This window comes from Geobacillus sp. JS12, assembly GCF_001592395.1.
Taxonomy (GTDB): domain Bacteria; phylum Bacillota; class Bacilli; order Bacillales; family Anoxybacillaceae; genus Geobacillus; species Geobacillus zalihae.
In genome coordinates this window covers 520,394-533,143 of sequence record NZ_CP014749.1, presented here as the reverse complement: position 1 = coordinate 533,143, position 12,750 = coordinate 520,394, and the positions used below count along the sequence as shown (strand labels likewise).

Sequence of the window (12,750 nt, the reverse complement as noted above, 5' to 3'; positions counted from 1 at the left end):
TTGTACGCCCCGTTATAGAACGGCAAAAATCATTCGTGCGGCTCGGCTTCTTTCCGTAAAGCCGCCTCTTTCTCCTTCTCCGCCGCCGCTTTCTCCCATTGGCGCGGTGGAGCCAATTCAACAATTAAATAATCGCCTTTGCGCACCTCCGCTCCCGGACGAATGTTTTGGCTGACGACATAGCCGGTCCCTTTCGTGCTCGGCCGCAAGCCGAGTATATGAGCCACTTTCATAGCGTCGCGCAGCGAGAAGCCGCGCAAATCCGGCATCGTTGCCGCCCCGTCCGTTTTTAACACGACCCGTTCGCCCAAAAGAACGTGATCGCCGCCTTGCGGAAGCTGCTGCTCAACATATTTGCCGCGGCCGATCACGACCGGCACATATCCCTTGTCCTTCAGCTGCTTGGCTGCCGAAGCCGCCGGCTGGCCGATCCATGAATCAAGCGCCTGCGGTTTTGCAGTCTTTGCTTTCATTCGTTTTTCCCCGTTCGGTTCAATATGCAAATATTGCAAACTGCTTTTCATCACCGTCGTAAAAATTTGCGACACCGGCGCCGCTCCGGTTTCGGTCACATCGAGGTGCGGCTGTTGGACCGCGACATACATGAGAAGCTTCGGATCATCCGTCGGCGCCATGCCTAAAAACGAAAAAATGTAGTTTTCCCGTCCGGTCAAATAGCCCCCGGAAGCCGACGGAATTTGCGCCGTCCCCGTTTTGCCGGCGACGCGGTAGCCGTTGATTTGGTACGGACGGCCGGTGCCGTGCTCGGACGTGACGACCGTCTCTAAAATGGCGCGCACTTTGCGCGCGGTTTCCGCCGTAATCGGCTCGCCGACCACGGTCGGCCCATGATCGAGCACGACTTTGCCGCTGTCTGGGTCGACGACTTTCTCGATGACATACGGCTTCATCATTTTCCCATCGTTGGCGATCGCCGTCGCCGCTTGGATTTGCTGGATTGGCGTCACCGATGTCCCTTGGCCGAATCCGGTCGTAATTCGTTCAATCGGGTAGCGATAGCGGATTTGCCCGACCGCTTCGTTCGGCAAATCGATGCCCGTTTTCCGGTCAAAATGGAAACGGTGCAAATATTGCAAAAACCGATCTTCACCAAGCTTTTCTTTCACTAAAATCGAAAAGGCGACGTTTGAAGAGCGCTGCACCCCTTCATTAAACGTGATCGTCCCCCAGCCGACATCGTTATGGTCGCGGATCGTGTTCGGCCCCACTTTGTAGGAACCGGAGCGATACGTTTCGTTGCCGTTATACACTCCTTCGTTGATGGCCGCCGCGAGCGTGAACACTTTCATCGTCGATCCCGGCTCATACGGATAGGAAATGGCGTCATTTAAAAAGTTCGTAATATCACGCTTGTTTGGGTCGAAGCTCGGACGCGTCGCCATTGCCAAAATTTTCCCTGTTTTTGGATCAGCGACGATGGCGATCATTTTTTTCGGCTTGTATTGCTTCTCGACACTGCTCATCGCATCTTCCAAAAACGATTGGATCTTTCCGTCGATCGTCAAATAGACGTTTGCCCCATTGTCCGGCTTGACAATGCGCTCTTCCCCCCGGGGAGGCGGAAGCCGTTTGCGTCGCCGGCAAACGACACATAGCCGTCTTTTTCACGCAAATACCGGTCAAGTTCTTTTTCCACGCCCATTTTGCCGACCGTTTCGTTAGCTTCATTTTTTTGCGCGTAGCCGATGACGTGCGACGCAAACACGCCGTTCGGATAAAACCGGCTCGTGTCGCGGATGAAAGCGATGCCTGGCAAATGGAGCGCTTCGATTTTCCGTTTCAGCTCAAAACTGATGTTGCGGCCGTAGGACCCAAACTCGACTTGCTTCGCTTTTTTGGTCAAAATGCGCTCCATCGCCTCGACGTCCATGCCAAGCAACGGGGCGAGTTGTTCCGCTGTTTTTTTCGGATCGACCACATGGTGCGGATGATCCGGATCGGTTGTCATCTTCGGATCCAAAACGGCCACAACCGTATACGACGGCACATCTTCAGCCAAAACGGCGCCGTTGCGGTCGAAAATCGTTCCGCGCTTCGCCTTGATCGTCCGCGTTTGTTGATGCTGCCGCTCCGCGATCACAGCCAGCGTTTGGCCGTCCGCTTTGCCGGTCCATTCAAGCTGCACAAAGCGGGCGAACAACAGAGAAAAGAGGAAGCCGAACAGGCAAAACAGGATGAACGCTCCTTGATGGGTGTTGCGATGCTTTCTTGCCTCCATCGCCGATCATTCCTGCACAACTTTCACATGGTTTTCGTTGAGCGACAAACCGAGCTCTTTTGCCTTTTGCAAAATGCGCTCGTACGCGCTCAGCCGTTGCACCTCGACATATAGGTCATTGTTCTTCTTTTTCTGTTCGTCAATCGACGCCTCGAGCTTTTGCACCCCTTTGTTCAATTCGTAAATGCGCACTTGGTTCGAGACGATATGAACCGCCGCATAGAAAACAAACAAGCAAAACAACACAAACAGCATCTTTTCAGCCAGCGACAGGCGAAAGCGCTGCTTCCGCCGCGTCTTCGGGCTTGGCGGTGACGCCGGATGTCGTTGTTCGCGCGCGACTTTGACTGCTGCATCGTTCACATTTTTCCCCTCCTGTTTCTCCATGCATTCGTTTTTCGCCGCACTGGGCGGCGCCCGCATTGAAATTTGGTTGTGTTTCCCCGCTATTTTCGTCATCTACAGCTTTTCGGCAATGCGGAGTTTGGCCGAACGGGCGCGACGGTTTCGTTCGAGCTCTTCCTCGGAAGGAACGATCGGTTTTTTTGTAATGATTTTCAGCACGGGGCGGTAGTCGTCGGGGAGAACCGGAAGCCCCGGGGGCAATGGCGGGCTTTCGCTCGCCTTTTTAAACGTTTCTTTGCAAATGTGGTCTTCAAGCGAATGAAACGTAATGACGCTCACCCGGCCGCCGGGGGCGAGCAGTTCGATCGCCTGCTCGAGCGCCTCGCGAAACGCCTCAAGTTCGTCGTTGACCGCGATGCGAAGCGCCTGAAAAATGCGTTTGGCCGGGTGTCCGCCGCTGCGGCGCGCCGGAGCGGGAATCGCTTCCTTAATCACCTCAACGAGCTCCCCCGTCGTTTTAATCGGCCTCGTGCGGCGCACTTCCTCGATTTTGCGCGCCACTTGCTTCGAAAACTTCTCTTCGCCGTAACGGAAAAAGATGCGGACGAGCTCCTCGTATGGCCAGCGGTTGACAATCTCCGCCGCCGTCAGCCGCTGCTTGCGGTCCATCCGCATATCAAGCGGCGCATCGTGCTGATAGCTGAAGCCGCGCTCGGGTTCGTCGAGCTGCGGCGAAGAAACACCCAAATCAAACAAGACGCCATCGACGGACTTGACGCCAAGCGCCGAAAGCTCCTCTTGCAAAAACCGGAAGTTCCGGTGCACAAACTGCACTTGCCGGCCGTAGCGGGCGAGTCGTTCACGCGCATGCATGATGGCGGCTTCGTCTTGGTCAAAGGCAAACAGCTTCCCACGTGCCGACAAACGGGAGAGCAAATACTCGCTATGGCCGCCGCCGCCCAGCGTACAATCGACGTAAATGCCGTCAGGGCGGATGTTCAGCCCATCGACTGCCTCTTTCAGCAACACGGTTGTATGTTGAAACACATGTCCACCACCTTCGTTGCATAAAGCCACACTCACATCGGCCAGTGGCCGCCTCCTTATTATATCGCAAAGATGGACAAAATTTTAGCTTTTTTTGTAAAAAAACGTCCTTTTTTGTTTCTTTTTGTCGGACGGACCAATCACGGCCATCCTGGCGGCTTCACCCCTTTACTTTTATTTCCATTTCGTGAATATTGTTTTTTTACAATTCATTTCACAAAAAAGAAAATCCTGCTCAAAGCAGGATGTTTCTTTTCGACTTTTTCTTTGAAAAAGCCTCACATATATACAATTTTATGCATTCCATTGCCAGGACTGCGAATGGCCAAAAGTTTTTCTACAAAATCAAATCCGTAGCGGTTGATGTAATAAAACACGTTCCAAACCCGCTCCTGGAGCGCACCGTTCGGCCGAAGCGACGTCTCGATGCGCCAAAATTTCCGCCGCTCCGCCTCATGTTTGCGCAACAGCGCCCGCTCGAGCGCGTGCTGAAGAAACTCGATTTGCGCCTGAATGATGGCGGCATTTTTCGCCACCAATCCCTCCAATCCGCGGTCAATCGCCACCCCAAGCTCACGGAGCGGCCGGTGCGCCGCGTCAATGTCCGCCTTCGCTTTGGCAAACACCGAAGCAAGCGGCGCTTGAGCGGTCGCCTCCCGCCACTCCCGCTTTGCTTCATCGAGCCGCCCGGACAATACATCAGCCACCTCAAGGCCGATATCGGACAGGTCGGTTTGCAGCGAACGGCTGACGATTGTCGCCTGCAGACGCGGCACGACCGGAGGCATTTCTAGGTCGAAAAGCGGAAACGCCTCTTTCAATTCCGCCCAATAAGCGATCTCCCCCGGTCCGGCAACGAAAGCGAGCGTCGGCAGCAAATGCTCTTGCATGAGCGGACGGGTGACGACATTGTTGCTTAAACGGGCCGGATTCGTTTCGGCAAGCTCAAGCAGCTCTTCTCTTGTCCAAACGAGAGTTCCCGCTTTATTGTGAAACAGGCCGCGTTCCTCATCATACTGCAAAAGCGAACGTTCACGGCCGTCGTAATAAAACAAGTTGGCCGCGTCACGACCGATTTCAATCAGCGGCGCATATCCGAGCGCGCGCAACGCCTCTTGCTGAGCGAGCACCACGGCCGTCACATCGCGATGGCGTTCAATGAGCGCGGCGAAAAAGCGGCGCTCAAGCGGCCGCACCGCCGCATCGCCAGCGTTCAAAACAACTAAACCGTGATCAGCGAACAACCGGAGCACAATGGCGGCAAAAAAGTCGACAAACGTGCGCGCCTCGTCAAGACACGATGACAAAAAGAAGAGCAGCTCATTCGTCACGTCCGTTTCCCCATACGTTTTGACGACGCGCTCGATCCACTCTTTCGCAGCCATCCGGTCCAGCAGCACATCGGCAGCCATCCGTTTTTCGTTCGTTTTGTGTGGGTACGCTGCTTTTTTTACTTCTCCTTCCTCAACGACATAGACATGATCGATTTCCGCGATGTCATGATCTTCGCCGGCGATCCAAAACAGCGGCACGACCGGGACGCCCAATTTTCGTTCCTGCTCTTTGGCAAGCTGGATGATGGTGATGATCTTATAAATCGTATACAGCGGCCCAGTCAACAGCCCGGCTTGCTGCCCGCCGACAATGACGACGCTTCGCTCGTTGCGCAGTTTCTCAATATTTGCCATCGTAGCCACACTCGCCGAGAAGCGCCGGTGATAAGCGCGCAAATAGTCGGCAAGCCCTTCTCGGTCATAGGTTCTTCCTTGCAAATAGGCCAACCGCCGACAAAACGCTTCATCGTCCGCCTGGGCATAAGCGAAGCCGCTCTCTGCTGGAAACGCGCCGGTTATGTAATCAGCCGCCAATTTCGTCGCTGCTGGCAACGGAATTTCGCGAACTTCCATGGCGAAAAACTCCCTTTCTTATGTATTCTTTCATGAGTATAGCACGTTTATGGCCAAGAGAAAAAAAGCTTGCTCGGCCACACTAAAGGCTCATCGCAACGCGCATGGCCATTCCGTATACAAGCAGCCCGGCGTAAAGGGAGGCAAAAATAAGAAAACTCGCCCGCCAAAAGACACGGAACACCGTCCGCAAACGAAAGTCCGCCATTTTCCGCCAATAGCCAAGCGCGATCGCCGCGTGCAGACCAAACAAAAAGAGAAGAAGAGGAACGAAGTACGATTTCCCAAACAGCACTGTCAGCAAAAAATAGACAGCGGCGATGAAAAAAGCAGTCGCAGCGTTGACCGCGGCGTAAAACGCTGCCCGCCTCCGCCTGCCGACCAAGCGTGCTCCGAAGTAGACGAGCAAAAACAGCAGAAGCGGCGCGGTCACAAACGTCGCCAGCGTCGAAGCGAGCCAATCACCCATCCGTCTCTCCCCCTTCCTTCCCTTTCACCGCGCAAAAGACAAAGCGGACGACCGGCAACATAGCGCCGCGCGCCTCCCCTTGTTTCAACACATAGCCCAAAATGGCGTCAATCTCCGTCCGGCGCCCGTTCGCCAAGTCCATATACATCGACGAATAGTTGTCCGCTGTTTTTTGGCATATGCGGACGACGCGCTCCCACGCCCGATCGGCGTCTTCAAGCGGCAGCACGTTCCGCACCTCATCAAACAGCTGCCTCATCATATCGCGGTACGGAGCCGTTTCTAGCAGCGCCCCGTTTTTCACTTGCAATAGAGCGGTGAGCGGATTGATGACTGCGTTGACGACAAGCTTGTCCACAAGAATGCGCTCCCAATCATCGGCCCATTCGATCGGAAAGCCGCGCTCCCCTTCCCGAAGCTCCCAGGCGTCGCCAAATGAACCATAGCGGGAAGCAAGTGTCAGCTTTCCGGCGCCCGTATGCGCCACCGTCCGGTCATCCAGCTTTATGGCACCATGCTCCACGACGCCGACGAGGACATTTTTGTCGGCAAACATCGTCAACTGCTCGAGATGCCCCATGCCGTTTTGCAAAAAAACGAGCGTGCGAACGCGGCGAAACGCGTCGATTTGCGCACAGACGGAAGCGAGATCGTACTGTTTGACGGTCACAAACACGAGCGGCTCGTCCAGCTCCGCTCCAGCAAACGGCTGCGCGCGCACCGCCACGACCGATGTCTCGCCATCTTTTTTCAGCGCCACACCATGCTCGGCAAGCTGCCTTGCTTGGGACGGACGCCTCGTATAGACCGTCACCCCATGGCGCCGCCCAAGATAAGCGGCGAGCAGCAATCCGATTGCTCCGCCGCCGACAATCCCAATGTTCAATCCTTCTCCCCCGCTTTCTTGCAACATGGCGTTAGCCTTATTTTAGCAGAGATCTTCTTCTTCCGTTAAGAAAAAAAGCCGGCGAAAAGCCAGCCTTTACCCTTCGTCGACGCCTTCAGCCACTGCATTCGGCGCCGGTTTCCCGCTGTCTGTCACCATTTTGCGCGCCCGCTCCATAATGGAAAGCAGCGTTTTATACTCCTCCTGGATCGCAGCTAGTTGTTTTTGCAGCGATTCTTTTTCCATTTGCAACTTCGTTACCATTTGCTGCAGCTGCTCCATATCGTTTTTGAGCGCCCGGTTTTCATCGGCCGTCCGTCGGGCGTCGCGCGCCTTTTGCTCCTCAGCTTGCAAAAAGGCCAGCACTTCCGCCCATGACAAATGGCTTTTGACTGCCGTTTCCACCTTCGCCTGCCCCTCGCTTTCCTTTGCCGATGGGGTTTCTTTTTTTCGCATCTTCCGTTCTTGCTTGGCTTGCTCGATCTCCTCCTTGTACTGCTTGCGAACGCACGAATTCCAGCGAAATCCGCACGCTGCCGCCGTCCGCGACAAGCGCCGCCCGACTTCGGCAAACGCCTCCAGCTGGGTGCCGCCTTCGCGAATATACTGAAGCACGACATTCGCCAACAACTCATCCTCTTCTTTCGTCCATGCGTCTTGACGCACTCCCGTCATCCCCTTCCCCCTTATCGCCGCTTTGTCATTATATGTATGCGGCTAGTAGAAACGGTAGAAGGAAAAAATTACTTCTTACACAAAAAAGTACGCAATGCCTGTTCATGTTCGGCCGACCCCCACAGCTCGGCGCAACGGGCGATCTCGGCGAAGAACTGCTCTCGAAACCAAGCTGTTCGCCATTTTTCGCCGGCTGCGGCCTTATATGCCTGCAAGACGGAAAGCGACCGCTCCGCATAAGGCGCCAGCCGTTCACGCCATTGTTCGCGCCAATGTTCGGCTGGTAGGATGGCGTCAACCCAACCGCACGCTTCCATCGCCTCCGCCGTCATCGGCTCGGCGCGCAGCAATACATCAAGCGCCCGCCCGTACGGAAGTTTGGCAAACAACATCGACGCTCCTCCCCAGCCGGTCGTAATGCCAAGCCGGCCTTGCACAAATCCGATCCGGCTTCCTTCTTTGGCAAAGCGAAAATCGCAAGCGGTCGCCAGCTCGCAGCCGCCCCCATCGCTGTTCCGTTGACAAGGGCGGCCGTCGGCTTCGGAAACGTCAGCAGCCTGTACAGCAGCTCTCCCATGCGCATGAGCATCTGTCTTGCCTCCGTGCCGCGCAAATGCCCAAACTCACTTAAATCGCCGCCGGAGCAAAACGCCTCGCTGCCGGCGCCGGTAATGGCGAACACTTTCACCTGTGGATCAGCCGCCGCCTGTTCCATCGCCTCCTCAAGCGCCCCCATCACGGCAAAATTGATCGCATTCCGTTTCTCTGGACGGCAAATCGTAAACAGCGCAATGCCGTCATGATGCTCCAACATGGCTTCCATCAGCACGTCTCTCCTTTCTTCATCAATGAATTGGGCGCGTTCTCTTCAATTTCCTGCCTCACGCCGAAAAAAACTGCCGCCTGGACGAACAACTGATTTTTTGCAGACAATCAAAAAGGCTGTCCTCTTTTCGGACAGCCTGTCGTTCGATGTCGGCCATTATTTGTTGACGACATCTCTTCCTTTGTATGTTCCGCATGCTTTGCAGACGCGGTGCGCCAATTTCCATTCGCCGCAGTTCGGGCATTGCACCATGCCTGGCACTTGCAGTTTAAAGTGCGTGCGGCGCAGCCGTTTTCTCGTTTTCGATGTTCTTCTAAAAGGTACTGCCATCATTCCCACCTCCTTGTCGGGCGCATTTTGGCATATCCATGCCGGCGGATCAGTCAACCTCGAGGCCGCCGTCCGCCGGCACACAAGGCGGCTGCCGGACGGTGCGCAATATTCGGCGCCATCGGCCGGCAACGCCGACTCACGATCATTCCTCTCGTTTTTCCTCGAAAAACTTGGCCAGCCCTGCAAGGCGAGGATCTACTTTCTTTTCCCGCTCTTGCATCGCTTTCTCCCATTCTTCTTCCGACAGAACGTCCCATCCTTCCCCATGTTGCGGAGCTCCGCCGGCAACCGGTCCTTCGGCGATCAGCTGCAACGGGATTTCAAGCAAAATCAACTCGCGGATGATGGGATTCAAATCAATCGTGTCCCCCGCCACCATATGGGTGTCCTCATCGGTCTCCACGATGCCGCTGCCATCCGCAAAAAACGTCTCCGTCGTCTGAATGGAAAACGGATACGCCACATCGACAAGCGTCCGCGAACAAGGCAACACCATCGTTCCAGACAACGTCAAATGAAACGTGAATTTCGTCGACCCGACATCCGCTTTTCCTTGGACGTGCACCGGCGAAATATCGCGGATCAACGTGTCAATTTGTTTTAAATCGGACACATCGACCGTCTCATCAATCGCCATTTCCTTATGTTGAAAACGGCGAAGCTGTTGGACCGTCCATTTCATATCATCACCTCAAGGCAACGAATAAAATTATACGTTTCGTTTCTAGTTTTGTCAATGTTTTTTCTTTACAACCACTCATTCCTTGGGAAAAGAACGGCATACTCCCATCATGTCCAAATGCCATTCCGAACATGCACGGTCGGCGCGCGGACATCGGAAAACGGTCGACCGCTTCGTTTCTTTTGCTGTCCTCACCGCATGTTGCCGTTGATCTTCGCCGCTTTCTATTCCATACTAAGTTCAGATAGAATAGACAGCCATTTCGTTGCGGCCAAGCCGCGCGAATCGCCATGAAAGGAGCGAAAAAAGGTGAAAGCCGTCGGCGTGATCGTGGAATACAACCCGTTTCACAACGGTCATTTCCACCATTTGAACGAAACGAGGCAAAAGACAGATGCGGACTGTTTGATCGCCGTTATGAGCGGAAACTTCTTGCAGCGCGGTGAGCCGGCCATCGTCTCCAAATGGGCGCGGGCCAAAATGGCGCTCGCCGCCGGCGTAGATGTGGTCATCGAGCTGCCATACGCCTTCGCTGTGCAAGCGGCTGAACAGTTCGCACATGGGGCGGTGCAGCTGCTTGCGTCGATCGGCTGCCAAGAGCTTTGCTTTGGCAGCGAATCGGGGGAAATTTCCGCTTTTTTATCCGCGGCCAAAACATGGCTTGAACAGAAGGAAACGTTCGATTCCCTCATCCGCACCGGGCTTTCGCGCGGACAAAGCTTTCCGAAAGCCGCCGCTGAAGCGTGGCAAACGTTCGGCGCCGCTCCGCTTGATTTGTCCAAGCCAAACAACGTGCTTGGTTTCGCGTATGTGAAAGCCATTTGGCAAAACAAGCTGGCGATGATGCCGCGCACGATTCCGCGGCTGGCCGCCGGCTATCATGACGAATCATTTTCCCACCCGTCGATTGCGAGCGCCACCAGCCTGCGGAAAACATTGCGACAAACCGGTCGTCTCGAGTCGATCGCGGCGTACGTTCCGCCCGCTGCGCTCGAACAACTCCGCCAATACCGGGAGACATACGGGCGCTTTCACGATTGGGAAGTGTATTTTCCGCTCCTAAAATATCGGCTGTTGACCGCCACAGAGGCCGACTTGCGCCGCATCGCCGGCGTGGAGGAAGGGATCGAACACCGGCTGAAGCAACACATCGCCCACGCCGAAACGTTTGCCGCCTTCATCGCCGCTGTCAAAACGAAGCGATACACCTGGACAAGGCTGCAACGCCTATGCGCGCATGTGTTGACGAATTTCACAAAAGAGGAGCAAGCCAAAGCGGCCAACCCGACCTATATCCGGCTGCTCGGCATGAGTGAAACCGGCCGCCGCTACTTAAAGCAGGTGAAAAAAAGCGCTGCGCTCCCGCTCGTCGCCAGAGCATCCAAACTCAATGGCGACCCTCTTTATGAGCAAGAAAAAAGAGCGGCAGCTGTGTACGCCGCCGCTTTTCCGGAGCCGCTCTACAGCGCCGCGCTGAAAGAAGAATACGCCACGGCGCCGATTTACGCTTCCGGCATCGAACGCAAATAACGAACTGCCTCGTCGAACGTATCGACCGGGACGATTTTCATATGCGTCCCGATTTTTTTCGCCGTCCGTACCGCCTCGCGATAGTTCGACGTCGGCGCACCATGTTCGTTCGGGGCGAAAAACACCTCGGCTCCTTCGCGGTCAGCGGCCACGACTTTTTGCGAAACACCGCCGATCGGCCCGACGTTTCCGTCAAGATCAATCGTCCCGGTGCCGGCGATTTTATGACCTTTTGTAATATCTTCATCGACAAGTTGGTTGTAAATTTCAAGTGAAAACATGAGCCCAGCCGACGGTCCGCCGATTTGTTCCGACTCCACGTCAACCGGCGGGTCGGTGCGGACGTCATAATCGGTCATGAGTGTCACCCCAAGGCCGACTTGGTTCGGGTGCTGTCGAAACGGCTTGAGCTCGAGCTCTGTTTCCTGCCGCTTCCGGCCGCGAATGAATGCGACGCGGACGCGATCACCCGCTTGTTTTCCGCGAATGTAGTTGACCATCTGCTCCGATGTGCCGAGCGGCTTTCCGTCGATCGCGACGATGCGATCACCGGTCTTTAGACGGCCGGCGGCCGGCATATCCGGGAGGACGCTCATGACATAAACGCCATGAGGTTCATACGACACCGGCTTTCCGGCGTGACGATAAGCGACGATGATCGCCGCTTCCTTCGACTGTTCCATGAGCTCAAGCTGGCGCATCGTATATTCCTTGTCGCTCTCCCCTTCCTGCTTGATTTCCTCGACCGGATGAAGCTCATAAAACGGGCGGATATGGGCCAACAAATACGCCATCACATTCGCCCGCCCCATCCGCACCGTCGTAAGCATCAACGTTCCCTTATCGCGGTCGCCGTTTTCCACGTGAACGAGCGGCTCCAAACTTTGCGCGCTTCCCGGCATCGTCACATAATACGGCAGCTTCATAAAAATGAGCAGAAAGATGAGGGCGGCGCCAAAGAAAAACAGGGCAATATACGTCCGTTTCTTCATTCGTGTGATGACTCCTTCCACTGTTCGATCGCTTGACGGATCGCTCCCACTTGCTTCCGCGCTTCCTCTTCCCCGCGAGCGATGATTTCCTCAATATCTGTGAACGCCCGCGAGCTATACTGTTCGACTCGCGGCCGGATCATAACGTCTGAGGCGAGCTGACGGTGAGCGACCAGTTCCGCTTGCAAAATATCGAGGCTCTGCCAAATGACATCGGCGATCGACGCAATTTCCGCCTTTGTGTTGAGCGGAGAGACATCGACGGCGATGACAATATCCGCTCCCATCGTTCGGACGACCGACACTGGCACCCGGTCGACGACGCCGCCGTCGACAAGCAGTCTGCCATTCACCTCCGCCGGCACAAAAATGCCGGGAATCGAGATGCTCGCCCGCACCGCCTGGGCTGCTTCCCCTTGCCGAAACACGACTTTCTCCCCTGTCTGCAAATCAGCGGCGACAACAGCCACAGGCGGGGACATCTCCTCGATTCGTTTCCCTTTCGTCAACAAGCGAAGAAACTGCGTGATGCGCTCGCCAGCGATCAGCCCCATTTTCGGCACCGTCCAGTCAAGAAAATCGTTGCGTCGAAACGATTGAGCCAACCGATAGAGACGATGGAGGCTATGGCCGCTTGCGTAAAGGACGGCGACGAGCGCGCCGATGCTGCTGCCGGCCAAATAGGAAATCCGAATATGCTCCTCCTCAAGCACTTTCAATACCCCAAGATGGGCGAACCCGCGCGCTCCTCCCGACCCGAGCGCCAATCCGACTTTTGGCGGCACGCCTCCTCCCCCTTTGTCGCAGCGCTATCCGCTT

General features: G+C 55.4%; 11 protein-coding genes and 2 pseudogenes. 1 reads left to right on the top strand and 12 read right to left on the bottom strand.

Features of this window, described 5'->3' with window-relative positions; genetic code table 11:
• Nucleotides 1-29: 29 nt before the first annotated feature.
• The 10 genes and pseudogenes from A0V43_RS02730 to A0V43_RS02685 form a co-directional block, all read right to left on the bottom strand.
• Nucleotides 30-2,239, bottom strand: a pseudogene (locus A0V43_RS02730) (penicillin-binding protein).
• Between the two features lie 6 nt (nt 2,240-2,245).
• The gene (gene ftsL / locus A0V43_RS02725; protein ID WP_063193789.1) at nt 2,246-2,602 is read right to left on the bottom strand and encodes a cell division protein FtsL; all 357 of its coding nucleotides are present in this window, start codon (nt 2,600-2,602) and stop codon (nt 2,246-2,248) included.
• Nucleotides 2,603-2,698: 96 nt separating this feature from the next.
• The gene (rsmH, locus tag A0V43_RS02720) at nt 2,699-3,631 is read right to left on the bottom strand and encodes a 16S rRNA (cytosine(1402)-N(4))-methyltransferase RsmH (protein ID WP_063192326.1); all 933 of its coding nucleotides are present in this window, start codon (nt 3,629-3,631) and stop codon (nt 2,699-2,701) included.
• 278 nt (nt 3,632-3,909) lie between these two features.
• Nucleotides 3,910-5,538 (bottom strand): bacillithiol biosynthesis cysteine-adding enzyme BshC, encoded by a 1,629-nt coding sequence (gene bshC / locus A0V43_RS02715; RefSeq protein WP_063192325.1) that lies wholly within the window; start codon nt 5,536-5,538, stop codon nt 3,910-3,912.
• A gap of 82 nt (nt 5,539-5,620) precedes the next feature.
• Nucleotides 5,621-6,007, bottom strand: a complete 387-nt coding sequence (locus A0V43_RS02710; RefSeq protein WP_063192324.1) for a DUF3397 domain-containing protein — start codon at nt 6,005-6,007, stop codon at nt 5,621-5,623.
• Nucleotides 6,000-6,920, bottom strand: a complete 921-nt coding sequence (locus A0V43_RS02705) for a 2-dehydropantoate 2-reductase (RefSeq protein WP_063192323.1) — start codon at nt 6,918-6,920, stop codon at nt 6,000-6,002. Before A0V43_RS02705 ends, A0V43_RS02710 begins: the two co-directional genes overlap by 8 nt.
• Nucleotides 6,921-6,989: 69 nt before the next feature.
• Complete coding sequence (locus A0V43_RS02700; protein ID WP_063192322.1) at nt 6,990-7,568, bottom strand: RsfA family transcriptional regulator; 579 nt, start codon at nt 7,566-7,568, stop codon at nt 6,990-6,992.
• A 68-nt stretch (nt 7,569-7,636) separates the two neighbouring features.
• A pseudogene (locus A0V43_RS02695) lies at nt 7,637-8,391 on the bottom strand (enoyl-CoA hydratase/isomerase family protein).
• A 159-nt stretch (nt 8,392-8,550) separates the two neighbouring features.
• Nucleotides 8,551-8,724 carry a 50S ribosomal protein L32 gene (rpmF, locus tag A0V43_RS02690; RefSeq protein ID WP_011230605.1) on the bottom strand — a complete coding sequence of 58 codons (174 nt, stop codon included), beginning with the start codon at nt 8,722-8,724 and terminating at the stop codon, nt 8,551-8,553.
• A gap of 145 nt (nt 8,725-8,869) precedes the next feature.
• Nucleotides 8,870-9,409 (bottom strand): YceD family protein, encoded by a 540-nt coding sequence (locus tag A0V43_RS02685; RefSeq protein WP_013523329.1) that lies wholly within the window; start codon nt 9,407-9,409, stop codon nt 8,870-8,872.
• A gap of 309 nt (nt 9,410-9,718) precedes the next feature.
• Here A0V43_RS02685 and A0V43_RS02680 point away from each other — a divergent pair, with 309 nt between their 5' ends.
• On the top strand, nt 9,719-10,939 hold the full coding sequence (locus tag A0V43_RS02680) for a nucleotidyltransferase (RefSeq protein ID WP_063192321.1): 1,221 nt from the start codon (nt 9,719-9,721) through the stop codon (nt 10,937-10,939).
• Here A0V43_RS02680 and A0V43_RS02675 read toward each other — a convergent pair.
• Nucleotides 10,912-11,931, bottom strand: a complete 1,020-nt coding sequence (locus A0V43_RS02675) for a SepM family pheromone-processing serine protease (protein WP_033005868.1) — start codon at nt 11,929-11,931, stop codon at nt 10,912-10,914. The two genes, A0V43_RS02680 and A0V43_RS02675, sit on opposite strands and share 28 nt — an antisense overlap.
• The gene (locus A0V43_RS02670; protein WP_063192320.1) at nt 11,928-12,716 is read right to left on the bottom strand and encodes a patatin-like phospholipase family protein; all 789 of its coding nucleotides are present in this window, start codon (nt 12,714-12,716) and stop codon (nt 11,928-11,930) included. Before A0V43_RS02670 ends, A0V43_RS02675 begins: the two co-directional genes overlap by 4 nt.
• Nucleotides 12,717-12,750: the final 34 nt, after the last annotated feature.